The organism is Streptomyces sp. NPDC091282, from assembly GCF_044757385.1.
Taxonomy (GTDB): domain Bacteria; phylum Actinomycetota; class Actinomycetes; order Streptomycetales; family Streptomycetaceae; genus Streptomyces; species Streptomyces gramineus.
The window spans coordinates 1-22,992 of sequence record NZ_JBIVUX010000002.1 but is presented as its reverse complement, the minus strand read 5'-3'; the positions used below and the strand labels follow the sequence as shown (position 1 = coordinate 22,992).

24 protein-coding genes are annotated in these 22,992 nt (G+C 68.1%); 13 read left to right on the top strand and 11 right to left on the bottom strand.

Annotated elements, in window-relative coordinates; all coding sequences use genetic code 11:
* Positions 1-36: 36 nt before the first annotated feature.
* The 5 genes from ACIQOE_RS07180 (at position 37) to ACIQOE_RS07160 (ending at position 4,493) form a co-directional block, all read left to right on the top strand.
* Positions 37-1,047: a SpaA isopeptide-forming pilin-related protein gene (locus ACIQOE_RS07180; protein WP_401410174.1), complete on the top strand. Its 1,011-nt coding sequence runs from the start codon at positions 37-39 to the stop codon at positions 1,045-1,047.
* Between the two features lie 268 nt (positions 1,048-1,315).
* A complete protein-coding gene (locus ACIQOE_RS07175) occupies positions 1,316-2,005 on the top strand; it encodes an HNH endonuclease family protein (RefSeq protein ID WP_401410172.1) in 690 nt (229 codons plus the stop codon).
* Positions 2,002-2,283, top strand: a complete 282-nt coding sequence (locus ACIQOE_RS07170; RefSeq protein ID WP_401410170.1) for a hypothetical protein — start codon at positions 2,002-2,004, stop codon at positions 2,281-2,283. Before ACIQOE_RS07175 ends, ACIQOE_RS07170 begins: the two co-directional genes overlap by 4 nt.
* A gap of 471 nt (positions 2,284-2,754) precedes the next feature.
* On the top strand, positions 2,755-3,276 hold the full coding sequence (locus ACIQOE_RS07165) for a hypothetical protein (RefSeq protein WP_401410168.1): 522 nt from the start codon (positions 2,755-2,757) through the stop codon (positions 3,274-3,276).
* Between the two features lie 269 nt (positions 3,277-3,545).
* Complete coding sequence (locus ACIQOE_RS07160) at positions 3,546-4,493, top strand: helix-turn-helix transcriptional regulator (protein WP_351940335.1); 948 nt, start codon at positions 3,546-3,548, stop codon at positions 4,491-4,493.
* A 22-nt stretch (positions 4,494-4,515) separates the two neighbouring features.
* On the opposite strand, the gene ACIQOE_RS07155 is transcribed toward ACIQOE_RS07160, so the two are convergent.
* On the bottom strand, positions 4,516-5,358 hold the full coding sequence (locus tag ACIQOE_RS07155; RefSeq protein ID WP_401411515.1) for an SAM-dependent methyltransferase: 843 nt from the start codon (positions 5,356-5,358) through the stop codon (positions 4,516-4,518).
* Positions 5,359-5,605: 247 nt separating this feature from the next.
* The gene (locus ACIQOE_RS07150) at positions 5,606-5,782 is read right to left on the bottom strand and encodes a DUF397 domain-containing protein (RefSeq protein WP_401411513.1); all 177 of its coding nucleotides are present in this window, start codon (positions 5,780-5,782) and stop codon (positions 5,606-5,608) included.
* A gap of 866 nt (positions 5,783-6,648) precedes the next feature.
* Between ACIQOE_RS07150 and ACIQOE_RS07145 the strand changes: the two genes are divergently transcribed.
* From ACIQOE_RS07145 to ACIQOE_RS07130, 4 genes are all read left to right on the top strand, one after another.
* The gene (locus ACIQOE_RS07145) at positions 6,649-6,975 is read left to right on the top strand and encodes a helix-turn-helix domain-containing protein (protein WP_401410166.1); all 327 of its coding nucleotides are present in this window, start codon (positions 6,649-6,651) and stop codon (positions 6,973-6,975) included.
* 550 nt (positions 6,976-7,525) lie between these two features.
* On the top strand, positions 7,526-7,915 hold the full coding sequence (locus ACIQOE_RS07140; RefSeq protein WP_401410164.1) for a DUF317 domain-containing protein: 390 nt from the start codon (positions 7,526-7,528) through the stop codon (positions 7,913-7,915).
* 68 nt (positions 7,916-7,983) lie between these two features.
* Entirely contained in the window at positions 7,984-8,274 is a 291-nt protein-coding gene (locus tag ACIQOE_RS07135) for a hypothetical protein (RefSeq protein WP_401410162.1), read from the top strand.
* Positions 8,275-8,289: 15 nt separating this feature from the next.
* Positions 8,290-9,108, top strand: a complete 819-nt coding sequence (locus ACIQOE_RS07130; RefSeq protein WP_399010146.1) for a DUF317 domain-containing protein — start codon at positions 8,290-8,292, stop codon at positions 9,106-9,108.
* Between the two features lie 546 nt (positions 9,109-9,654).
* Here the strand turns inward: ACIQOE_RS07130 and ACIQOE_RS07125 are convergent.
* Positions 9,655-10,350, bottom strand: a complete 696-nt coding sequence (locus ACIQOE_RS07125; protein ID WP_401410160.1) for a hypothetical protein — start codon at positions 10,348-10,350, stop codon at positions 9,655-9,657.
* Between the two features lie 79 nt (positions 10,351-10,429).
* On the bottom strand, positions 10,430-10,873 hold the full coding sequence (locus tag ACIQOE_RS07120) for a hypothetical protein (protein WP_401410158.1): 444 nt from the start codon (positions 10,871-10,873) through the stop codon (positions 10,430-10,432).
* 435 nt (positions 10,874-11,308) lie between these two features.
* Between ACIQOE_RS07120 and ACIQOE_RS07115 the strand changes: the two genes are divergently transcribed.
* Complete coding sequence (locus ACIQOE_RS07115) at positions 11,309-11,509, top strand: hypothetical protein (protein WP_401410156.1); 201 nt, start codon at positions 11,309-11,311, stop codon at positions 11,507-11,509.
* A 279-nt stretch (positions 11,510-11,788) separates the two neighbouring features.
* Here the strand turns inward: ACIQOE_RS07115 and ACIQOE_RS07110 are convergent, their stop codons facing one another.
* Entirely contained in the window at positions 11,789-13,531 is a 1,743-nt protein-coding gene (locus ACIQOE_RS07110; protein WP_401410154.1) for a mobilization protein, read from the bottom strand.
* Positions 13,532-13,615: 84 nt separating this feature from the next.
* On the opposite strand from ACIQOE_RS07110, the gene ACIQOE_RS07105 reads away from it, so the two are divergent.
* Positions 13,616-14,101: a hypothetical protein gene (locus ACIQOE_RS07105; RefSeq protein WP_401410152.1), complete on the top strand. Its 486-nt coding sequence runs from the start codon at positions 13,616-13,618 to the stop codon at positions 14,099-14,101.
* A 9-nt stretch (positions 14,102-14,110) separates the two neighbouring features.
* Here the strand turns inward: ACIQOE_RS07105 and ACIQOE_RS07100 are convergent, their stop codons facing one another.
* The 6 genes from ACIQOE_RS07100 to ACIQOE_RS07075 form a co-directional block, all read right to left on the bottom strand.
* Entirely contained in the window at positions 14,111-14,581 is a 471-nt protein-coding gene (locus tag ACIQOE_RS07100; protein ID WP_401410150.1) for a plasmid mobilization protein, read from the bottom strand.
* 480 nt (positions 14,582-15,061) lie between these two features.
* On the bottom strand, positions 15,062-15,253 hold the full coding sequence (locus ACIQOE_RS07095; protein ID WP_401410148.1) for a hypothetical protein: 192 nt from the start codon (positions 15,251-15,253) through the stop codon (positions 15,062-15,064).
* A complete protein-coding gene (locus ACIQOE_RS07090; protein WP_401410146.1) occupies positions 15,250-16,857 on the bottom strand; it encodes a hypothetical protein in 1,608 nt (535 codons plus the stop codon). Before ACIQOE_RS07090 ends, ACIQOE_RS07095 begins: the two co-directional genes overlap by 4 nt.
* Positions 16,854-17,495, bottom strand: coding sequence for a WhiB family transcriptional regulator (locus ACIQOE_RS07085; RefSeq protein WP_401410144.1), 642 nt, complete (start codon positions 17,493-17,495; stop codon positions 16,854-16,856). Before ACIQOE_RS07085 ends, ACIQOE_RS07090 begins: the two co-directional genes overlap by 4 nt.
* Positions 17,496-17,657: 162 nt before the next feature.
* Positions 17,658-18,374: a hypothetical protein gene (locus ACIQOE_RS07080; protein WP_401410142.1), complete on the bottom strand. Its 717-nt coding sequence runs from the start codon at positions 18,372-18,374 to the stop codon at positions 17,658-17,660.
* A gap of 2 nt (positions 18,375-18,376) precedes the next feature.
* The gene (locus ACIQOE_RS07075) at positions 18,377-19,273 is read right to left on the bottom strand and encodes a helix-turn-helix domain-containing protein (RefSeq protein ID WP_351938801.1); all 897 of its coding nucleotides are present in this window, start codon (positions 19,271-19,273) and stop codon (positions 18,377-18,379) included.
* Positions 19,274-20,690: 1,417 nt separating this feature from the next.
* Between ACIQOE_RS07075 and ACIQOE_RS07070 the strand changes: the two genes are divergently transcribed.
* Both ACIQOE_RS07070 and ACIQOE_RS07065 read left to right on the top strand, forming a co-directional pair.
* Positions 20,691-21,554, top strand: coding sequence for a helix-turn-helix transcriptional regulator (locus tag ACIQOE_RS07070; RefSeq protein WP_401410140.1), 864 nt, complete (start codon positions 20,691-20,693; stop codon positions 21,552-21,554).
* A 745-nt stretch (positions 21,555-22,299) separates the two neighbouring features.
* Positions 22,300-22,755, top strand: coding sequence for a DUF6228 family protein (locus tag ACIQOE_RS07065; RefSeq protein ID WP_401410138.1), 456 nt, complete (start codon positions 22,300-22,302; stop codon positions 22,753-22,755).
* The last annotated feature ends 237 nt before the right edge of the window (positions 22,756-22,992 follow it).

Below are 22,992 nucleotides of genomic sequence, written 5' to 3'. Positions count from 1 at the left end.
CTGTCCCGTTTCCTGACCCAAGGAGTTCTCTTCCCCGTGCATCTGTGCTTGCTCCGAACTGCCGCCGTCACCGTCGCGCTGGCCGGTACCCTCATCTGGGCGCCGGCCGCAAGCGCCCAGCCCTCCGAACCCGCCCCCTCGGCTCCAGCCGCCTCCGCCGGGACGCCCGCCCCGGGTGCGGGCAGCGTCGAAATCACCGCGAACGACACGGCCGGAGGGGTCCTCCCCGGTGCCGTGTTTCTGCTGCTCGACTCCGCCGGGCGGGAAGTCGGACGCGGACAGAGCGACGCCCAGGGGAAGTTGACCTTCCCCGACCTCGCACCGGGCGTCTACCGGCTCAAGGAGACAGCATCCGGCAGCCCGATCCATGAGGCCGTCGCCGACCAGGACGTCATCGTCACCCCAGGAGCGGACACACGGCTGACGATCACCGCCCCCTTCACGCCGGCCACGCTCACACTCACCGCCAAGGACAGTAGGAGTGGTCGGCCGCTGCCCGGAGCAACATTCAACGTCGGCACCGGCGACGCCACCCTGCACACCCTCACCACCGGGCCCAACGGCACTGTTTCCGCGAAGCTGTCCGTCACCAGCCGAACTGGCGTCCGTTACTGGGCCGCGCAGACCAAGGCACCCGCCGGGTACCTCCTGCACAGATCCACGAGGTCCTTCACTGCGAAGCCCGGGGAGCCGGTCTACGTCACCGTCACCGACGCCAAGAAGACTGGCGCCACGACCCCGGAGTCCACCTCCCCAACGAGGCCGTCGGGCAAGCCGGCCACCGGTACGTCTGCGCCGGGCACCTCGACATCGGATCAGGCTGCGGGGACCTCGTCACCTTCTGCGTCGTCCAACGACCCCATTGCCCCGGAGACCGTGCCAAGCACCACAGATCCCCTTGGCAACGGAGAACTCGCCCACACAGGCTCCGACTCCACCCCATGGCTCCTCGGCGGCAGCGGCATCCTTCTCGCTGCCGGCGGTACAGCCGTCCTCGCCGCACGCCGTCGCCGCGGCAGAAACGACAGCCTCAACGCTCAGGTCTGATACGGCGTTGCCCTCGGCCCCCGAAATCCACGACGGGTTTCGGGGGCATTCGCATACCCGGCCGTCAAGCGAACCAGGAATGCACTCGGAGGGATGGCCTGTCCCCGACGCGATAAACGATTGAAGCCGGCGTACCTGCTGGAGGCTCGTTTCTCCGGTGAACTCCCGCCCGCCATTCGGGTGAGAAATCCAAGGCACTCCGACGTAACGCCACATAAGGCCGCTATCTCCCTGATCAGCATCCCTATCCACCGAGAGAGATGAGCGCATGCGCAGGACCTACGCGAGGTTCGCCCTGGTGGCGGCAGCAGTTGCCGCGCTGCTGACCCCCGTTACTGCCACCACCCCTGCGGTCGCTGGGCCTCTTGGCCCCACGGCGAGCGCCGCGCTCGCGCGGCGGGACCTGCCCCAGCCGCCGCCAGCGGACGTGGTCCGCAAGGAACTCGACGAACTCACCGTCGCTGCCCCGCACTCGATGACCGGCTATTCGCGGTCGAAGTTCCCGCACTGGGTCACCCAGTACGGCACCTGCGACACCCGGGAGGTTGTTCTCGCCCGTGACGGTCAGGACGTCGTTCAGGACGACCAGTGCCGGGCCGCTGCCGGCGTGTGGGTCAGCGCATACGACGGCAAGGTATCCACGAGGCCGTCCGGCGAGGTCGACATCGACCATGTCGTGCCCTTGGCCAACGCCTGGCGCTCCGGCGCCGACCAGTGGGACACCGCCATCCGCCGCAAGTTCGCCAATGACCTCGACAGCCCCCAGCTCATCGCGGTGTCGGCATCGTCGAACCGGCAGAAAGGCGATCAGAGCCCCGACCAGTGGGTGCCTCCGCTGCGCTCCTTCTGGTGCACCTACGGGCGAGCCTGGACCCATGTGAAATACGTCTACGGCCTCAATATCACCGAGGCGGAGAAGAACATGCTGGCCGAGATGGTGGACACCTGCTCCGCATGACTCAGCAGCCGGATGCCACCTGGTACCAGGACACGGTCACGGCGGGGCCCGGCGGGGTGATGACCGACGACGTCGGCATCGTCACCGGCGATGTCACCGTACAGACCACTCTCGAAGACGACGGGCGCACGGCCCGCGTGACCGTGCAGTACACCGGCTCAGAGGAGTGGTACACCATGACCGGCAGCCCTGCCCCCGTTCCGGGCGGAGACCTCGCCGCCTATCACCTCGACCTGCTCGGCCGAGTTCGCCGCGGCCAAGCCGCCCAGGCCAGCTGACACTCGCGACGGCCCACGGCACCCGCTCCACCGTCTTACACGGCACAACACCGCGGGCCGTCCATCCAGCACGAGGAAGTTCTCCCCGGTGCTTCGACCAAAGATCATTCCCTCGTCCTGGCCGCCCAGCCTGTTCCAGCGCCCGCCGGTCTGCACCGCCCGACCTGGTCTCCTCCGTCGCCCCGTTTGGTCTTGGCCGCCGGCAATGCGCTCCCTGGTCCAAGAGGCGGCTCGCGTGTGGGTACATCTGTCGCACTAGGCTGCCGCAGTGATTGAGCCCCGTCTGCTGCCCGGTGATCCTTCCGAACTGCACCTGCGTATCTGCTACGCCGATGGTCTGTTCTGTGGGACACCCCGCAGACCGACACGCTGGAGCGATGGGATGTGGCGATCCTGCATCGCCAGCTCACGCATGCCGGGGGGCCGACTCCGGGGGCCGCTACCTACGCCGGGACAGACTGCACGTCGAGCATGGTGAAGGAGGTGAGTGTCGGGTCGATGACCTTTTACCGGGTCCATCTCGATCGGGGCCGTAACGCCTTCTGGGCCATGGAGGAGGAATCCGAGGAACTGTACGAGACTGCCCGGGTCCTTCTCGATCCCGGGACGGGCTCGTTCACCGATGAAGTCAGCGAGCGGCTGGAGTACGTCGGCTCCGCGTTGCTCGTCATGAATCGGGTGACACTCGATCCCCCCTGGCGCGGGCACGGCTTGGCGGCCGTACTCGCGTGTGAGGCGATCACTAGGCTGACGGCCGGCTGTCGGGCGATCGTCTGCTCGCCCGGCATCACCGACCTCAGCAGTGACCGGCTGGCCGAGTGGGACCGGGTGAACGCCAGGATCGCCAGCGGGTGGGAAAACCTGGGCTTCCGCCTCTACCGGGACAACGTCTATCTCCTGTCTCCCACCTCGCAGGACCTTGAGGAGCAGCGCGGCGCACTCCGCAGGCACCTTGCCGGACTTGGTACCTTCTGGCGATCCGACACCTTGTGATCGGCCACTCCACCGGCTGGAGGGGGGATCGACCCTCGACGGCTGCCTGCGGTGGGGACTCTCCGCCAACTCTCGCCACGGGGCGCCAGGTTGAAGGTCTGGCGATTCTCACCTACTCCTAGTGGTGGACTTCCCGAGTCAAGCCAGGGGCGGACATATGCTCCAATTTGGACTTTCTTGCGATTCGGCCTCCGGGGCGCGTAATCCTGTGCACTATGTGTTCGCTGGAGGTCACGGAAAGTCCCGGCAGCGGATTCTAGGAGCGCACGTTGAGCAGGCAGATAGTGAGGACCCTGGCGGCCGGCGACGGCGGAGGCGAGAAGCCGGGACGCCGGGGGACGGTGCGGTACCTGAAGGACGATGCCGTTCCGTCTGCGCCGCGGATGCTGCTGGGATACGCCCTACGGAGCAGGCGTACGACGCTGGGTCTCAAGCTCCAGGACGTGGCGGCCCGGATGGGCTGCTCCAGCTCGAAGCTCAGCCGGATCGAGAACGGGCATCACGCTTTCAAGGAGAAGGACCTTCTCCAGCTCTTCGCTGTCTACGAGGTCCATGACCGCCACCAGCGCGAGACCCTCCTGGGGCTGGCTGAGATCGCCAACCAGCCGACGTGGTGGCAGAAGTGGTCGGCTGTGGCCCAGCCCTACCTGCAGGCGGTGATCAGCTTCGAGGACATGGCGGTGCGCACCAAGACGAGCAGTGCCCAGCTGCTGCACGGTCTGCTCCAGACTCCCGCGTACTCCGCGGCGTCCATCCGGCGCGGGCGAGGCGGGAGCAGTGCGCACGATGCTCTGATCGAGTTGCGCAGCGAGCGGCAGGCGAGGTTCGCCGCAGCACCGGACAAGTCTCTCATCGCTGTGATCTTCGAGGCGGCCCTGCTGTATCCCGTCGGGAGCCCGGAGATCATGGCTGAGCAGATGGAGCATCTGGTCGAGCTGTCCAAGAGGCGCAACTACCAGCTCCGCCTGGCGGAGCAGGGCCGCTATGACCTGCCGGTCGAACTGGGCACCACGACCATCTTCGACTTCGAAGGCCGTGTGCCTGCGGTCGCCTACCAGGAGAGCCTGGACGGCGGGCTGTTCATCCAGGACGACGATCTAGTGGACCACCGGGACAAGGTCTTCGACCGGCTGCGGGCTCTCTCGTTGAGGCCGGAGGCGACGCGGCGCAAGCTTCAGCACCTGGCGAACAAGTACCGCTCGTCCAAGCCTCGCTGACCGATTGGCGTACCCCCGTTCTTCACGGCTTGCGTGCGACTCCTGCGTACAGGGACACCTGCCGTTCGGTCAGCACGCTGGGGCCACTGCCGACCTCCGGGCGCCACTGGTGAGCCAGAGTCACACCCGGCTCCTCCAATTCGAGACCGTGCTGGTCGAAGAAACGTTGGACCTCCGGCAGGCTTCGTACCCGGACCGGGGTCCCGCGCTGCATGTACGTGTCGGTGATGGCCTGCCATACGTCGGGATCGAAGTCCCCTGTGCAATGAGTCATGCTCAAGTAGGAGCCCTGCGGCAGAGGATCCAGCAGGCGCCCGACGATGTCGTACGGCTCTTGCGCGTCTGTGACGAAGTGCAGGAGGGCGTGCAGGCTGAGAGCGACCGGGCTCTTAAGGTCAAGGATGCCCCGTTCCTTGACGGCTTCCCAGACGGCCTCCGGGGCGGTGGCGTCAGCCTGGACGTAGTCGGTCTGTCCCTGCGGTGATCCGTCGAGGAGTTCATCTGCGTAGACAAGGACGATGGGGTCGTTGTCCACGTAGACGACCTTGCACTCGGGTGCGACATCCTGCGCCACGTCGTGAACGTTTGGCGCTGTGGGGATGCCAGTCCCTATATCGATGAACTGCCGGATCCCCCTGTCGGCGAGGTGGCGCACCGCCCGGTGCATGTAAGCCCGGTTCACCCTGGCCACAGTCTCGATCGCAGGGAAAAGCCGGATCACCTGTTGAGCGGCCTCCCGGTCCACGGCGTAGTTCGTTTTCCCGCCGAGGTAATAGTCATACATGCGCGCACTATGAGCCTTGTCCTGCCCTAAGTCCGTGTTCGCACCGCCCTGTCCTTGTTCAGGCGCAGGCTGCTCTCCCACGGCCACCCCCAGGTCTCCGCTGACTATCCGCCCACGTCAGGGGCCGGATGCACTTGCATTATCTCTATCAATACTGGCCGGTTACCAGCAATGTCCAGAGCTGCTCGATATCGATGGCGGACTGCCGGAAAGGTTTCGCGGCCTGGCTGCCCTGTCGGGCGGCAGACCGTGCGACGTGTGAGAGGTGCGTGCGCCGGACCCACCGTTTGCAGAAGCGCCCGATGTGTCCGGCGCGGCGCGGGACCTTTCAGAGGCTGCCCTGCTTCACGGCGGCCACGAAAGTCCGAACGGCGGCGGCTGAAACCTCCACTAGGGCCCCGTTATGCCGCTTGGAGTCGTCGAAGAGAACTGTCCCGCCAGGCGGTTGCGCAACCTCGACGCACTCTCCTTCTGGAAAGCTGTGCGAACTCTTACGCCAGGTCACGCCGGCCCTGTTGGCGCCTTCCCGTGACGTGTACGTCGGCTTCCTCACCGGACGACCTCCTGCGGTGAACGAACACCCCGTTGTCGAGATGCAATTGCATCTCGTCCGACTAGGTCAGGATCACCCCCCTGCCGACGATGTATGCGTGCTAGGGGCAACAATGTCTGGATTCAACCGTTGGTCCATGCAAGTGCAACCCGTGGGGCCACCGGTTCATCGCACTGTCGGACTGGCGGTTGCCGCACTTTGTGACGAGTGCATGCAATTCGTACGGGACCCGGTTCCTGCATGCGATGCACCGGAAGCGCAGCGTCCTGATCAGGGGAATCGTGCGGCGAGAAGGGTATCCCTGCCAACAGCGCGCCTCGAACGGCCAACGAACTATGGCCCGCAGCAGACAGGCGTGAGCGTGTTACCGCGAGGCTGCTAAGGGTCTCTGCCAGGCGAATCGGCGAAATCGACGGGGCGTTGAGCGCCTACGGTCATAGCCGCATAGCCGTCAGAGCTGAGCGACAACAGGCCCCGGCAGTCGATTTGGCGTCCTCCGCCGGGGCCCGTTTCACGACTCCCAAGGAGATCGCGTTGACCCCATCCCCACGGCGCCGCCGCCATAAACCGCGGCACGCCCGCCCCCGGTCCTTACGGCCGTGCCTGATGTGCCTCGCCGAGTTCGCACAATGCCTCCTCGGTCCCGCCGGTCTCCTGCCTCTCCCGGAGCACCCCGGCCCCGGATCCCACATCGCGTACAGCCTCGGCATTCTCATCCTCCAACTGGCCGGCCACCGCTGTTCCCACCGTCAGGCCGGGCCCCGCACGCAACCCGCACCAGACACCGACCACCACCCCGTGGAACAGCGGAGCCCTTCATGCCTGACATGCGCACCTGGCCCTCGCCACACGTCACGCACATCGGCCTCGTCCTCGAACGAGTTCGTCAGCAAGCAGGCATCGAGCCCACAGCCCTGGCAGACGTGATGGGGGTCGACGATGCTTACATGGCCAGCGTCCTCAAAGGGATCAGTTTCCCGCCGCGCCGCTTCATCCTTCGGTACGCCCGATCCTGCGGCGCAGACGCACGAGTCCTCATGAAAATCTGGGAAGACGAGCGCGAGCGCCGCCTCCCATCCACCGATAACCCGCATGACGGCGGGCATGCTTCGTCTGCTGAGACGGCCGGGCGAAGCAATGAGTGACGAATGCGCTTGCTCCAACTGAGATGTGAGCACCTGGGGGCGTTGAGTGGCTGACCACGCAACGCCCCTCTTTCTTCGGCTCGCCGGCTGAAGCAGCACCTCGTAACGGCTGTCTGCCCCGGCGCTCCCGCCGTCGGGCGAATGCGCCGAAGCCTGGATCAGCACCCTGGATGAGCCTCGGATCGTCGCTGCTTCGAAAGAGGTGGGTTCGCTGAGGTCATCACGGACCGGATGTCCCTCGGCAGAGGTCACGAGACAGCGTGCTACCCAACCGGTTGCGGAAGGGGGCAGGTCGGCGGCGATATGTGGATGGCCAGGGCGCAGTCTGCGTGCGCTGGCCAACCTCCGAGATGGTCTGTCTTTGACAGGCTGCTCGACTAAGCCCGCTAGGAGCCTTGATTGGATGGCTAAGCGACTGGCTTCACTGTCAAAGGACATCAGTTCGCCCGGGGCAGACAGGAAAGATTGCGGAAAGACTGGCCAACGGCCGTGAGGGCATGTCAACGTAGACGACCTTGCAGGAAACCCCAGGTCAGAGAGGTGATCGCCCGTGACCGTAGCCCCTGCGGGCCCCGGTTTCTCCACTGCGGTCGACGCTCTGCGACTGCGTGAGTGGCAGCTCGGCCCCGGCCAGCCGACCGTGGTCATGGATCTGTTCTCCGCCAAGGACTTCCACCTGATCGTCGACGACCGCGCGGACGTGCACGTCAGTAGCAAGGACGGCAGGTTCTACCTCGGCTGGTTCCCGCTCGGCCGCCCCGGCACGGACGGCGAGGGATGGAAGATTGCCGTCACCGGAACCGCCAAGGTCCGCGGCTACCACCTGTCGTTCGACACCGAGACGCCGGCTGACGTAGTCGCCGCCGCCGTCGCGCGCGTGCTGGAGACGTCTCGCACCGCCTCTGACAGCGCGGATACCAAGAGGCTGTGCTCCACTTAGCGAGCTGAGGCTTCCGCACCTCGGCCCGCTCTAACGCACCCCTTTCCCCGCACCCCAGGAGGCTGTTCGTGACGTCCCCGGAGATGACAGTCAGCGATCTAATCGGCCTGCTATCCGCCTGCGACCCGAATGCTCCGGTCCGCCAGGCCATGAACCCGTTCTTCCCGATGGCCCACCGCTTGGACCAGGTCCTGCAGTCGGTCGACGAGACCGGCCGGACCGTCGTCTACCTCGCCGAAGGGCGCGACGCGAACGCACAGCTCGGCCACCTGCCACCGGAGGTCGCCATCGCCCTGACGTGGCAGGGCCCCGTCCAGGCGCCCCCGCGCCGCCCCCGCCGCCGCGCCGGCGGCAACTAGATCCGCATCGAGCCCTTGGAGGCGCCCCTGTACCCCGACTTCCCGCCCGACTCGTCCTCCCCGCTCCGCGGCCAGCCCGCATTCTGGGTCGGCCCCCGGCACCTGGCCGGTGACGACGGGCGCCTCTACGACGTCGTCGCCGACACGCTCGCCGGCCTGGGCTGGACGAGCCTGACGATCGTCCGCGGACGGCACGAGCCGGACGACGCACCGGAGGACCGCCAGGTCCTGCGCAGCACAGTCCTGCACATCAGCCCCGACGCCCAGCGCTGGGCTCAGTGGGGCCTGGCGGACGAGCCGTTCCACCTGGGCGAGCTGCCGGTCGCCTGGCAGGTCTCCGCCCGCTCGGAGGCGAGCAGCCCGCTCGCTCAGTGGTCGGCCTACTTCACCCGCGACGTCCCCGGCGAGGCAGTGGTCGACTTCCTCGTCGCGCTCGACGCCCACGGCCAGCCTGCCGTGCCGATCGCCGGATCCGAACTGGTCGTTGACGCTGTCACCGCTCACGGATGGGTCCGCGACATCGACCTGCCCCACGCGGCCGCGTCGGACCCGACGTTCACCTCGCACATCAGCCTCGGGGAAGTGCCGCCCCTCATCCAGGACGCCGACCTTCGGACCCTGACCGCCGAGGCCGACGAGGCGGGACCTGCTGGATGGCAGGCATGGGCGGAGCCCGTGCTCGGCGCACCCTGTCTCTGGGTGGCCTCCTTCGGGTCCAGCGTGCCGAACGATCTCGTGGCGGCCTTCGCCGCCTCCGTCAGCTCTGCGGTGCCGGTCCTTCGCCGGGTGCTGCCCGTGGCCACACGGGAGCGGCTACTGAGGGTTCCCGCCTAGCAGTCGAGGGCGCCCCTCATCCGGACAGAAGAAGCCCGGTCCTCCCGAATGGAGGCCGGGCTTCTGCCATTCCCACCATTACTCGGGCGAGTCGTCGAGTCGGAGGCGGGTGGTGACCTGAGACAGGCACAAGCTGTCGGGCCTACCCGGCTCTACGGGGCTAAGTGGGCGGAGCGGGGGCGGGGCGTCGCAGCGGTGCAGATTCCGAACGTGGTGCTCCCAGCGCCTCATATGGGACAAGGTGGCCAAGGTATGGCGTAGTGGTGCCACTTTCGCGTGCGGCTAAATGGCTTTATGCCTCGACTCGAGGATAACCAGCAGCCGGCCCTTGAAGTCCGTTGCGGTGGCGTGCACGTCGTCGTTCAACGCGTCTCGCCCTGGCTGATGCCTGCAGTCGTCACAGCTCTTGTCACCACGACGTGGAGCCCGCTCGCCGCATGGTTCGCATCCCGTTGAGAATCTGCCGACTCGTTCCGTGGGGCGAGCTGTACAACGCTGTTGCCCCCGGCCCGTTTGGGACGGGGGCAACAGGGCGTCGCGTGCCGGTCAGCTGGCAGCCGTGGCCTTGGCGAGTGCCTTGCCGAGATGTCGGTCGACGAGGGCCGGAGGGCCGGAGACGATCAGCAGCAGGCTGCCCTCTCGGATCGCGGTCTGCTTGACCACGGTGCTTCGTCCTGCCGCGGTGAACGTCATGAGCTGGCTCCACTGCTCGTCGCCTCCGACGCGGGGTGCGGGCAGCTTCTGCGAGGCGACATCGACCTGGGTGCCGCCCGAGACGACACGGTAGGCCGGGCAGCCGGTCATGGCGTCGAAGATGCGGCCGATGCCGTCGGAGAGCTTCTTCGCGCTGTCGCTGTAGAGCTCCTCGGAGATCTCCCCGGAACTGTTGTGATGGGTGAAGGCTGCCTTCGCCTTGTGCGGGAAGGCGAGCGTGCCGGCGGTCGCCGCGTCGCCGCCCAGCTCGCTCAGGGCCGGGCAGCCGATGACGGTGACGTCGTCGTGCCGGGCCGGACGCTCCGGCGTGAGCAGGTAGCCGCTGCCCAGGTCGCTCTGGTTGAGCAGTCGGGATTTGAGCGCGGCCGAGGAGAGCGATGCCGGCTCCTGGACGGCACCAGCCGGCTTCCCCGTCCGGGCGGGGGAGAGAGTCTGGCGTTCGTTTCCGGTGGAGTCGGTGGTGCAGGCGGGCATTGCGAGGAGGGTGGCGGTGATGCCGAGTGCGGTGGTGGCGACGCGAACGCGCATGACGGTACTGACCCCTTGGTGCTAGGCGACGGGTGGTCAGTGCGGGCTCCTGGGCCCGGTGGGGTTGAAGGAGGGGTGGTCAGTAGCCGTTGTGGTGCAGGCAGTCCTCGAACGTGGCATACGTTCCGGTTGCAGGTCCTGCGTGCCGGTTGTACCAGGCGGTGTCGATGCGGGTCTCCTGCTGCTGGTGGCCTGCCCGGCAGCGCAGCCACATCTCGCCGCGGGTGGAGAGGATGAGCCAGTCCCGGTACGCGCCGCACTCGGCGCAGGCGACCATCTCACCGTCGAGGACGAGAGGCTGCGCCCAGGGCATCATCCTGCCGTCCACCTGGTCGTGGCTCGGTACCCGCAGTTCCGGCGGGAGGAAGTCGTCCACGATGGCGGCCGGCTCGGCGGGCTCCGGTTCAGTCGCCAGCACTCCGGAGCCGGGCGGGACCTGGCCCTGCATCCGCGCGTGCATCTCGGCGAACCGTCCCTGTGTCTCGCTCGGGTTCTTGGCCCGGCGGCGTATCCGGTGAAACACCCTGGCGTTCTCCTCTGCCTCGTCACCTCGTCCTGCGCGTTTCATGATCGTGCCGGACGTTCCCGGCGGTTTCAACTCGCAAAGTCCACAGTCCCTTCAGCCTGGTCAGCAGGGGGTGCTCGGCTCCGCGGCTGCAGTGATGACGAGTTGGCCACGATGCGTGTGGCTCTGTTCGCGAGAACAGGCAGCTGGCTGTGGACGCGCGAGCGAGCGGGAATCGTTTGTCTGCGGCTTCGGGGGCACCGCGCCCGTTGTCGGGCCTGTCCGGAACGGCGGCCGCCATTCGCGGTGATCGTATGCAGATGTGCCGGAGTCCTTCGACGAACCCGGCTTGAGGCGTCGCGCAACAGTGAAACTGGAAGCCGACCGTGGCGGCCTGTCCAAGCAGTGTCGGCCGCCGAGCCTCAATGGCCCATCATCGATCGAGGAGTCCAGATGCGTCTGCGCAAGCGCGCGATTGCTGCCGTGTTCGTGACCACCGCAGCCTTCACCGCCATCGCCCCCCAGGCCATGGCCGCCCCCATGCCCTGGGAGACCAGCAAGACCCCCACGACCACCACCCACCACGTTCCCTCCACAGCAGCCGGTGGCAGCGGCACCGTCACCGTGCTGTGCTCCGGAGGGTGCTACCAGTAGGCGACCAAGGCGCAGACGCCAGCGGCTGCTCGCGTCTTTAAGCCCCCATGCCGGGCAGGTGTCATGCTCTCCCAGACCTGTCTCCAGTCGGGTGATGTCCCCGGCATCCTTCCTACGGCGGGGTCGGTCCGGAACCCAGACCGGCATCATCTGCTTGATCTCGATCGGCGCCTATTCGCTCGACACGGGGAACGGTGCGGAGCAGCGTGGGACGTGATCTCCACGGAGCATTGGGACAACGCAGCTCAGTGAGTTCCGTCGGTGCTCCATCCGGCGGGCCTACCGGGTCAGATGCGAAAACTCCTCTCCGCTGCCTCGCCTGCCGGGAGCGGACGCCCTGGTGGTCGCCTCCTGCGACACCGGCCGCGTCCCGCCAGAGCCGGCTATGGGCAGGTGGGAGGCGTCGGCGGGCAGATCTGCGGCTCGCCGCAGCCGCCATAGGAGGACATCGCTGACGGAATCCGCGGTGCCGAGTTCGCGCCGTGCGGCAACGTCGGACAGGAGCGCGGCCGGGGCCTGGCCGGCGGCTTCGGCCTCCGCGATGGTTGCCGCCAGGGCGTACCAGCCGGGTTCGGCGAGGATCTGCTCGGCCAGCTCCGGCAGCGCCTCGCGCAGCAGTGCGGTTTGTCGCTGGAGCATCGGCCGACTCAGACGTCGTCCGCGCTGGTAGAGGACACCGAGGGGTTGTGCGGCGGCGGCCTGGTAGGCGGTGCGCAGGTGCGCGGCGGCCCGGGTGGCGGCCTCGGCCTGCTGGGCGTGTCCCTTGCGGGCGTGCCAGTGCGCGGCGGCGGTGATGAGGAAGAACAGCATGTCGATGGCCATGGCTGTGGTGGCTCCGTCTTCACCGAGGCCGAGGGCGGGGCCGCCTTCGACGAGGTCGCGGGCGGCCTGCCGCAGGGCTCGATCGTGCCCGCGCACGGCGCGGACGTGAGAGCGCGAGGCCCGTTCGAAAGCCGTTGCAGCGTCGCGCAGTTCGCGGCGAGTGTGGGCGGCGGAGGTCTTCGCGAGGGCATCCAGGACCTCGCCGGCCGCTGTGATGTGGGCGGCGGCGATCGCGTCCTCGCCGTGCTCGACGACGAGCACGGCCTGCCACACGGCCGAGGCCGTCCCGCGGCGTGCGGCGGCCGGACTGCCCAGCCCCGTAAGGATCGCGTCCTCCCGCCGGGCAGCCGGAACGCCCTGCGCGTCACCAGCCCAGCGCTCGCGGATGCGGGGCAGCGACAGGTCGGGGGCCAGGCGGGCGCCGGGATAGAACACCGGCGCGCCGTCCTTGTTCAGGTCATCGGGCAGGGCGACCTTGTATCCGAGGAGGTCGCCAGAGGGAGCGGCGCGCGTGCGGATCAGGAGGCCGGCGGCGGCGAGCCGGTCGAAGAACTCCTCGTCGCTCCTTGCGCCGGCCACCGCCCGTCGTACGATTTCGCGCAGTTCCTCGCGGGCGGTGCGCTCGCGGCCCTGGCGTTCGGCCTTGTGGCGTTCGGCGCTGGTGGGCCGCTTCGCTGCGGTGCCGTCACCCTTGTTGAGGCGCCGCAGACCCAGTTCCGCTTCGAGGACCCGGGCTTGGGCCTGCACACGGACGGCGTCGTTGTCGAGATCAGGCTTGTACCCGTCTTCACGGACGAGGGTGGCGACGATATGGATGTGGTCGTCAGCGTGCCGCACGGCCGCCCACCGGCAGCCCGCTCCAGCCTCGGGGTCGTCGATCCCTGCAGCGGCGACCATCCGACGGGCCACGTCTCCCCATTCCTCATCCGACAGGATCCGGTCCTCACCGCCATTGCGCACGGATAGATGCCACACGTGCTTCTTCGGGAGTTGCGACGGGTCGATGTTCTCGACGGGCTGGTCTAGGAGCTGCTGGAGCTGTTTGAGGGTCGCGGTGGCGTCGCGGCCGGGGTCGGGAGCGTTGTGATCCCAAGAGGCAACGAGGTGGGGATCGGAGTGCTCCTCGAACTTGCCCGGTCCGTAGAGGTAGTAGAGAAGGCCGATGGTGCGCTGTCCGCGCTTCTGGATCCGGGGAATCATGCTGCTGTCCTCGATCTACTGATCAACGGGGGTGGGCACTGGGAAGGGGGCGTTCTTTGTGCGCTGGGCGGGAAGTGGCCACGGATGAGCTGGATATCGCCGCTGTCCGCGCTACTGGGAGTTCTGTTGGGTGCTGGCGCCACGGCGCTGGCTGACCGGCGGCGTTGGCGTCGAGAGGCGGTCACTCGCCTGCTGGAGCTGCGCACGCAGCTGTACGCCGACTACCTGATCGCGATGGAGGAAACGGGAAGAGACCTCCTGCGCGTGCTGCAGACCACGACCGGCGAGGAGCGCGCGACAGCCGCTGAGGTGGCGTTCGCCGGCTTCAACCTTGGCGGCACACGTCAGCGGATCCACGTCCTGGCTCCGCTCGACGTCGTCCTGGCGGCGGACGAAGTCTTTCGGGCTCTGCGACGTGCCCGCGACTACGTTGTGACTGCGGATCAGCGGGACAACTCAGGGCTCCTCACTATGAAGGACGAGGTCGGAGCCCTGCGCGACGGGTTTCAGGCGGTTGTTCGGCGCGACGTTCGCGGGCTGCTGGCCGGCAGTGCCTCGTGGTCCGCTTGAGCCGCTCCGTCAATCCTGTTCGAGCATTCGGTCGGTGGCCGCCTGTACACGTGCGACCGCTCGCTGGACGGCCGAGACCACGGCGTCGAGTTCGGCGGGTTGTCCGCCGCTGTTGATGGCACGGGCTATTTGGTTCAGGTTGTTGCCGACTTGCCCGAGGTGACGGCGCGCAGCGAACAGCTCGGCTATCAGGTCTCGGTGGCCCGCGATGACCGCTGCGGTGTTTTCGGAGTCGTTGGCGGCGGCGAGGCCGGCGCGCACAAGGTAGGCCGGCAGGCTCGTACGTGACGTGCAGGCTGCAGTGGTCAGCCGACTCCACTCGTCGTCGTTGAGACGGATGTTGCAGATGCGCGCGCGCTTGTTCTTCTGCGGTGAGCGCTTACGCGCGTTGGGCGCTGGAGCGGCGCTGACGTGGCTTCGCTGCTGCTTCTCCGCCCCTGGCTGCGATCCGCCCTCGGTCGCCGCCGGACGGTCCAGCACCCCCCGGTGCTGGACCGCTCCCGCCACCCCCGGAGCGGGAGATGGCCAAGCTGCCTTCCCCAACGGGGAAGAGTAGCTTGGCCGATAACTTGCTCGCCCCGAGACCGAGTTGGAGTCGGGATCACGTTCCGGGGAGGTGCCGTTCTTGCGTGCGTTCGTCATCGGGATTCGGTCCTCGTGGAGCGGGTGCGCTGCTGGATGGTTGCGGCCAGCGCGAGGACATCGGCTGGGCTGGCAAGGACGCCGACCGGTCCGTCGGGGCGGCCCTGGACGAGCCACTGCCCGGTCGGAGTGAGGACGACGGCGTGTAGGAGTTGCCGGCGGACCAAGACGTCCGCCCAGGCATCGGCCTCGGCGGTGGTGGGCTCGGAAGAACGAGGTGGACGCGGATTCACGGCGTACCTCCTAAGCGGGGCGGTGGCCCGGCGTGGAGCCGGGCCACCTTTACGGGTATGGGCTTTGAGCTGGGGTTTTGCCGGTTCAACCGCACTCGTGGCAGCGCCCGACGTGGCTGTTGAGCGCGCGAGCCATCCGCTGTTTCGCCGAGGCAGCTTGCTTCGCGCTGGACTTCGCCGCCGGCCTGCCCGCGTGCCGCTGGGAGTGGGCGAGCATGAATCCGATCTCCCGCTCGTACTCCGCGCGGACGGTGTCGAACTGGTGGCAGGTCTTCATCGGGCGTTTCTCCTGGTCGGCGTGGTGTCTTCGCTCCGCAGCTGCTTGAGGACGAGGCTCAGCCGGTCGTTCCTGCCGCCCTTCAAGCCCTCGCGGCGGAGGATCTCCCGCAGCTGCACACGGGTGACCGCCTCGTTGCCGTCCCGTTCGAGCAGGGCATGGACGTGCGGACGGACCTGCTGGATCAGCTGTTCCACCGACTGCTCCGGTTCACGCGGTGGTCGCTGTGCCTGAGGGGTTCGGGGCCGGCCACGCTTCCCCTTGTTCTTCGTCCGGGCCTTCGGGGTTGTCTTCCTGCGGAGAGGAACCATGTGTCCCCGGTCCCCGGTGGTGTCGGTCCCCGTTTCGGCGGTGTCCGGTCCCCGGTCTCCGGTGGTGTCGGTCCCCGTTTCGGCGGTGTCCGGTCCCCGGTCTCCGGTGGTGTCGGTCCCCGTTTCGGCGGTGTCCGGTCCCCGCGAAATGAGGCCCTGAGCAGGAGCTTCTCGCAGACCGTAGCCGGTCCCTTCCGCGGGCTCCGGAGTCACGGGACCGGTCCCCGGGACCGAGCCGTCTACCGGTGCCTCGGTCCCCGCGACGGTCCCCGTCCCGTCTTCTTCGGTTCCCGCCTCTGCCGATGCCTTCGAGTCCGCGCTAGTGGGGACCGGTCCCCATCGGTCGCCCGGCCCCGGGCTCGAGTCCAACTCGTCGGGACCGGGGACCGGCACATCTGGTGTCGGTTGTGCGGGGACCATGTCCGCCGAGGTGCTGCTGTGCGCCGGGGACCACGGAGAAGGCAGTGGGACCGTGGCGAGTGCGAGCGCGTGTCGCCTGGCGGCCAGCTGGTCGAGCAGCTGTGCCCGCTGGAGGGGGTCGGTGCCGACCGAGGCTCTGCCGACCGCCTTCGACAGGCGTCGGGTCAGCCGCCGGCCGCGGCGGTTCCGCTGCTGCTCGGGCGTGCGCTCGGCAAGACGGGCGGCCAGGGTGACCGCGCGGATGGTGGCCCGGTCCCGAGTGATCTGCGCTGCGTCGCGGTCGCGAGCGGCGACGCCCAGGCGGGACAGCAACCGTTCGCGGGTCTCCCGGCCCAACACGGCGACCAGCCCGTTCGAGGCGGCACCTGGGGTGCGCAGCCGCAGCTCGATGCCCATGGCCAGGTGCCACAGCATCGCCGCCATGACCGGCCCGACGAAGGCACGGACCGTGCCGCCGATGGGGCCGCTCTCGGCATAGGCGGGGATCACCTGCACCGTGGTGATCACCCAGACCAGCGTGCCTGGCAGTCCAGGGGCGCCTTGGCCGGCAAGGTTCTGCCGTGCCATCAGCGCGGTCGCGAACAGGGCGAGTTCGGCGGCGGCGAACATGCCGGCGCGCTCGGTGGTGCCGGCCATGTCGAGGAAGTCGGCGGCGAAGCGCCAGCTTGTGTCCGCGCTGTAGGCGGTGCAGCCCACGGCGGCGACGGCGGCGACCTTGACCGCCGGGCCGCCGGGACGTTTCTGCGAGCGGGTGCCCCGGCGCCGGACGGTCCAGGCGGTCAGCACGAGCGCGAGGGCGGCGGGCATGACGGCGGCCAGCAGGAGGAGGGAGAGGTCCGAAGTGGCACCGAAGGCGAGGACGGGGTGGGTCATGCTGCCTTTCCGACAGGGGCTTGCGCCGGGGCTGATGGTGTCGGGCGGCCCGTCGGCTGCTGAGTGCCGGGAGCCGAGGGCGCGGGGGTTCGCTTGGCCTTGGAGGTCTTCTTCCGCTTCTTCTTGGGCCGGGGCACGCCGTAGTTCCGGTCGCGGTCGAAGACCTTGTTGGCGGCCTGCCGGAGCAGGTCCCGCGCGTGCTTGTGGCTGATCCCCAGTCCGACGGCGAGCCGGTCCGGCAGCCAGCCCCGGACGTAGGCGTGGTCGACGACGACCTGCCGCTCGGCCTCCGTCAGGTGTACGTCGCGGCCCTGGAAAAAGGCGGTCACGCGCCGGTAGTCCAGCCGCTGGTGCAGGTTGTCGTGCAGGGGGCGCCGCTCGGCTTCGGTCAAGCCGCCCCAGACGCCCTCCTTGAGGACGTTCTCCAGGGAGAAGTCCAGGCACTCGCGACGTACGGGGCACCAGCCGCACAGCTCCTTCGCCTCCGCGATGTCGGCGTGGTCCCGGGGCCCGGGGAAGAACACGGCGTCGGCGTCCTCGACGTCCATGCCGTGGCACGCTCCGCGGGTATGCCAGCTGGTGTCTCCGATGCCGCGCAGGCCGGTGGCCGGCGCAGCGTGGGTGGTGATGTGGCGCAAGGCGGGTCTCCGATGTGCTGCCGCGCCGACCGGCGGGCGCGGTGCGCGGCGGATGCGGCGTCGGGATCCGTCTGCGGCGCGTGGGCGTGCGCCGCAGACGGTGCGGGACGGTGATCTCGGGTGGCGGTGCAGCGCACAGGGCGCACGCGCCGAGTGGGCCGGTCAGACGAAGGCGGGCTGCTCGGCCTGCTCGGTGTGCTGGGCCTGCTGGGCGACGGCGAGGTCGAGGCGGCCGGGGTGCGGGGTGGCCCGCGGGGCGGTCGCCCGTACCCCGTCGTCGGGGCCGATCCGGCGGCGGCGGCAGGGCTCGCCGGGCTGGGCCAGGCACCATTCGCAGCGCACGATCAGGGCGTCGGGCTGCCCCTGGGCGACGGCAGCCTCGCGCGCTGCCCGGGCGGGCCGGTAGGGGGCGAGGGCTGCTCGGGCAGCCGGAGGGATGCACGAGCCGACCTCCTCCAGCATTGCCTCCAGCCCGGGGTCGACTCCGTCGCGACCGCTGGTGATCGCTCGTGCCTGCGCGGGCTCCGCGAAGCCGGAGGCGACGGCCCGGCGGGTGCCGGCCAGCTCAGCGGTCCAGGCGGCCTGGTCATCCGGATCGGCGGACGGCGTCGGGTCGGAGTGCCTCGCCAGGCGGTCGCGACGGTAGCTCTCCCAGGGCCGGGCCAGGTCCGCGGGCAGGATCTGGTAAGGCGAGGTGCGGATGTGCTTCCGGGCGGCGACGCGGACGTCCCAGCCGCGCGGGGTGGCCATCGGCACGTCGCCGAGCAGTTCGTGCCACTGGGCGAGTTGGTCGCGCGCCTCGCCCTGGTCGGTACGGATGGTGCGGGGGTCGAGCCTGCCGATGTAGGCCAGCAGGGCGGCGATTTCGCGGCGGTCCACAGTCAGCCCTCCGTCCCGTTCGGCTCGTCGAGGGCGGCGAGGAGGGCGGCGGTGTGGGCCTCCGTCCGCGTCATGCCTCCCGGCGCGGCGGTGTTCTGGCCCGGCACGGCGTAGAGGTTCGGCCGGCTGGGGGCATGCTCCCGGGCGACCCAGGAGCACCAGTCGGCAGCCCAGGCATCCGCCGCCCTCGGGGCGTGGCCCGCCCGGTGGGCACGCCACTTCGCGTCGGCGGCGCGCAGGCCCGCTTCGCCGAGGCGGTTCAGATGCCCCTGCTGGCGGGCCCAGGTGCGGGTGGCGGGGTCGACCTGCCACTCGGCAGCCGAAAGGACGGCAGCACCACTACTGCTGTACCTCCGGTTCAAATCAGGTTCACTACGGTTCTGTGTGCCGGTGGCCGGTACATCGACGTGCCGGTGGCCGGTACGACGCTGTGCCGGTTTCCGTCGTGACCTGCCGGTTTCCGGTACTGCCGGTTTCCGGACCCCCGCAGCGGATTCCGGCACCTCACGCGGGCGGATTCCGTACCTCCGCAGAGCCGACAGCCGGATCGTTGCGGGGCCTGCGGGCTCGTGGGCCGTCGCCGTGTCGCCATCGGCTTCCTGCTGCTCGCGGTGGGCTTGGGCTAGCGCTTCGGCGGCGAGAGGCATGCGGTAGACCGAACTGCGCTGCGGGCCGACGAGGTCGTCGAGCTGCTCCAGCTCACCGGCCATGAGCAGGCGCTCGACGGCTTCGCGCACCGTGGAGACCGAGGCGCGGGTGCGCCTGGCCAGGCTGGACAGTGAGGCATATGAGATGCACTGCTCGTCGGCCACCCGGTCGGCGATCGACAGCAGGACCAGGCGCGCGGCCCCTCGGCTGGAGCTGTGCTCCCATACCCACTCACGGGCTTCGCTGCTCATCGGCCGCTCCCGAGGAACGGGCGGGACCGGCTGATGGTCCGAGCCGGGATGGTGCAGTCCGGCTCGGGGCGCTGAGGCGCCGAGACGGAGGTGGCTGCCGCGCAGGCCAGGCGGAAGGGCCTTTTGCGCAGGGCAGGAGGCATGCGATACTCCCCTTTGCAGTGTTGCCACGCTGAAGCGCCCCTCGGAAGGACTCAGCGTGGTGATGGTGGGCAGTCGCCGCCCTTGCCGGGGCGGGCATGCCGCTTAGCGTTCGGCGTCCGTGAGTTACCGCTCCCGGACGCCGCCGCTGTTTGGTGGGCCTTTGCGGCCCGGTTCGTGCCCGTACTCTCCTCAAGTTCGCCCCGCAGGCGGACTGCCCGGGGGACGACGAACATACGCACGGACCCGTGTCAAGATCCAGACTTGGCTCTCGAAATCTGTAGTAGTTGCAGAAAGTAGCCTATTAATCGCGCACCGCGGCCATTCCTTCAGGTTGTGGCAGCGGCGGCGCGGCGGCCGGGCGAGGGCGGTACGCCGGCGGAGTGCGGTACGGGGGGCGGGTACGGTTTCCCTGCCAGCCGGGGACTTCTACCAGGGCGGGACTCGCGTAGAGCGCCTCTTCTGCTAAAGCCGTGCGCGTATGCCCATAGGAAAGGTCCGGCGCGGTCCGGTTGGAACGTCTGCCCTGCGAAGACCGGAATGTCATTTAGCTTTCGGTGCCTAAGGATTGAAGCTGCCTGGAATGTGGGCGCTGTTTATGCGGGCCTACGGTGCCCGTTAGATCACCCACCCCGCATGTCACTCTTCCTGCAGACCTCGCTGATGAACTCGCCCCAAGTTGTCGAGTCTGTCGGCACGTCCCGCTGTCGGCGGAGACGGCCAGTCGGGATGCGGGCACTGATATGACCGCCTCAACGCTCTCGCAGATGATCTTCAATTCACCCTCCCTCGTGCTGTACGCCACAACGTCCTGTTCGACCACTTGGCCAGAGCGATCCAAGTCACATCTGACCAGGAGGCCCCGCGCTGGTATAGCGGGGGCACCGTTCGCGACCAGGCCCCCGTCGCCGGCACCCGTGACCTGCGGTCCAGATGGGCAGATCTTGGGCTTAGCCCAGATCATCCGTCAACGCGCACAACCGATCACGAAGAAGTAACGGGATGCCTGCTCGCGCAGGGCGCGATACGTGCCGTCTCCTTTCAACTTGCCTATAGATGGCTGGACTTTGCGAGCCCTGGGTGACGCGGCTACCAAGGGATCTCTGTATTCCCCGGGGACAAGTCGGTCAAAAATCGGTGACCGGCAATCTTCTGCCGGTCGCGCAGTGCGACCACCCATCTGCCGTGTGATGCAGGAAACAGTGCCTGACTGGCATTTGCTCGGGGGGCGTGAGCTGACCCGGATACAATCTGGCGGGACCAGAACCATTCATGCGTGAACTGCGAGGAAAGTGGCATGCCCGGGGTCATAAAGGATGGCGGCGGTGAGGGAGGGTTCACCGGGCTCGGTGCCCTGCTGCGCGCATTCAGGGCTGCTGCCAGTGCCAGGCTCGGGCGTCCGATCCTCCAGCGGGAAGTGGCAGACGCCCTGCACAGGAGTGAACGCTGGTACCGGGACCTCGAAAGCGGAATGATCACCCGGACCTTCACCCGCCACGAACTCGACACCATCGGCTCATTGCTCGGACTCGACCGGGTCCAGCGACGTGCGCTGTTCCTCGTCAGCAACGGCGGGGGCCTGTCCAGCCTGGAAGCCGAGGAGCCGCCGCGCATCAGTGACGAACTGCGCCTCCTGCTGGACCAGCAGCCTTTCCCCGCCTACGTCATCGATGCCACCTGGAACGTTCTGGCGGTCAACACGGCGATGGCCGCGCTGTTCCCGTGGTCAACCGTGCCCGGGGCCAACCTTATGCGGTGGCTGCTCCTCAGCGATGAATCGCGGAATCAGCACCTGAACTGGGAGGCCGATGCGGAGGTGTGCGTCCGCATGCTCCGTGACGCCGCCGTTGACCGTCCCCATGACCCAGACCTTCAACAGCTCATCAGAGACACCCGCCAGAACCCCGCCGTGCGCGACCTGTGGTCCCGTGGTGCGGCCGACTTCGCTGACCACTATGACGGCCACGTGCTTCGGATGGTGCTTCCGCTTTTCGACGGTGAAGTGACCGAACTGGTCACCCACGTTCTGCAACCCGCCGGCCTTCCTGGTTGCCGCCTGACGATCCTGACTCAGCGTGCCGCCCGGCGCTCAGTGGGAGAGCGGCCGGTCAGGCAGAGTGACGAGCCCCTCTGCAGTTAGGTCACCCGCGGCCTATGGGGGATGTCCCTTCGGGCGGCTCCCGAATCGGCTGCGGCCAGCCGGCCGCTAGGAGGCCCGCGGTGCCGGTCTTCCCCGAGCGCCAGCGGATTCTGGTGGCGATGGTCATGGTCGCCCCACTGCTTTGCCGCGGACGCTGCGGGAAGTCGTCGACAGGTCTCTCGCCCACGAGTTCGGGTGGGCGGCCGCTTCCTGGAGGCGTCCCCGCTGATTTCGGTCACCCGGAAGGTCGACCGCGTGGTGTCGACCCGAGCGCCGGCCAGTAGCGCTCGGGGCGCGAACGGGGCACGGGCTCGCACCAGGACCAGTGAGTCGGGCCACATCTGCCGAGAATTGTCCGCAGAGCTTCACGCCGCCCAGGGCAAGGCCCTCGACCCCACCCCTAGGTATCTGGTGGATCTAAACCGGCCGCGCACGACATGACCGACCCCCGCGGCCGACATCCACTCGTTCTTCCGCGCCCGTGAAGCTATCCACCCTCTCTGAAATCGAGCGTGCCAACTCCCACGCTCCCGGCATGTGGGACTGGCCCCAGGGTTACGCTCTGGATTCAACTTGCAAGCATGTGGCATGACTTCGACGATATTCCCGCCAGGACGACAGCAATCGTCCGTTCACGCACTGTCAAGGGAGAAGGTTCAACTACCCAAGGGGGTACCGCCCACAGCGACTTTGCGTGGCCATCGTCACCCTTCAGGAAGGGAGGAAAAGATAATAGAATGAGGCAATGATCATTCACGACGCACGCGGCGGACAAGTCCTCCGCATAGGAGACCCGGGGCAGGGCATCCATCTGCTGTTCTCCGCGCCGGAGCGGCCGTACGGAGACGATCCTGCACTCGACATGCCCGTACAGGCCAAGGGGTTCGGGGTGGACGTCCGGGAGCTGATCCGGACTCTGGATGGTGACGGGGTGGTGGAATTCGTCTCATCGCTAGGTGGCGAATCGAGCGATTGGAGCGAGCCCCGTATCTGGCAGTCCAGTGAACGGCAATTGAAAATTTCCGCACAGCGCTCGGGTGGACGTATCGTCCTGACGTGGGGCGTGTGGGGAAAGCTGACTGAGTCCGGAACTTCCTGGTACTTCGAGACCGTCACTTCGCACAAGGGTGAGCGGGAAATGCGCGGACTTTCCGAAGCGTTTCAGGCTCTGTTTTCCGGAAAGCCTGCTGAAATCGGCTGAATGAACGCTAGCTCAGATGGTCTGCCGCTGCATGTGTGTGCAGCGGCAGACCACTTTGTCGGCTACATCGGTTTCCAGGCCGCCCCCGGGTACCAGCCCACCACGGGCCCCGGCACCCGCATCACCTTCACCCTCCCCACTAAGTGCTCGTAACACGATCATGCAGCCCAGCCCCAGCAGTCCTGTCGTGGTGGAGCGTGGGAGCGTGGCCCTGGATCATGGGCGACGGCTTGCGTG

Coding starts and splice junctions, on each gene's coding strand:
- ACIQOE_RS07175 (WP_401410172.1), top strand. CDS start 1,316: ATGCGCAGGACCTACGCGAGGTTCGCCCTGGTGGCGGCAGCAGTTGCC.
- ACIQOE_RS07170 (WP_401410170.1), top strand. CDS start 2,002: ATGACTCAGCAGCCGGATGCCACCTGGTACCAGGACACGGTCACGGCG.
- ACIQOE_RS07165 (WP_401410168.1), top strand. CDS start 2,755: ATGGTGAAGGAGGTGAGTGTCGGGTCGATGACCTTTTACCGGGTCCAT.
- ACIQOE_RS07145 (WP_401410166.1), top strand. CDS start 6,649: ATGCCTGACATGCGCACCTGGCCCTCGCCACACGTCACGCACATCGGC.
- ACIQOE_RS07125 (WP_401410160.1), bottom strand. CDS start 10,350: ATGCGCGTTCGCGTCGCCACCACCGCACTCGGCATCACCGCCACCCTC.
- ACIQOE_RS07115 (WP_401410156.1), top strand. CDS start 11,309: ATGCGTCTGCGCAAGCGCGCGATTGCTGCCGTGTTCGTGACCACCGCA.
- ACIQOE_RS07110 (WP_401410154.1), bottom strand. CDS start 13,531: ATGATTCCCCGGATCCAGAAGCGCGGACAGCGCACCATCGGCCTTCTC.
- ACIQOE_RS07105 (WP_401410152.1), top strand. CDS start 13,616: ATGAGCTGGATATCGCCGCTGTCCGCGCTACTGGGAGTTCTGTTGGGT.
- ACIQOE_RS07095 (WP_401410148.1), bottom strand. CDS start 15,253: ATGAAGACCTGCCACCAGTTCGACACCGTCCGCGCGGAGTACGAGCGG.
- ACIQOE_RS07090 (WP_401410146.1), bottom strand. CDS start 16,857: ATGACCCACCCCGTCCTCGCCTTCGGTGCCACTTCGGACCTCTCCCTC.
- ACIQOE_RS07075 (WP_351938801.1), bottom strand. CDS start 19,273: ATGAGCAGCGAAGCCCGTGAGTGGGTATGGGAGCACAGCTCCAGCCGA.
- ACIQOE_RS07065 (WP_401410138.1), top strand. CDS start 22,300: ATGATCATTCACGACGCACGCGGCGGACAAGTCCTCCGCATAGGAGAC.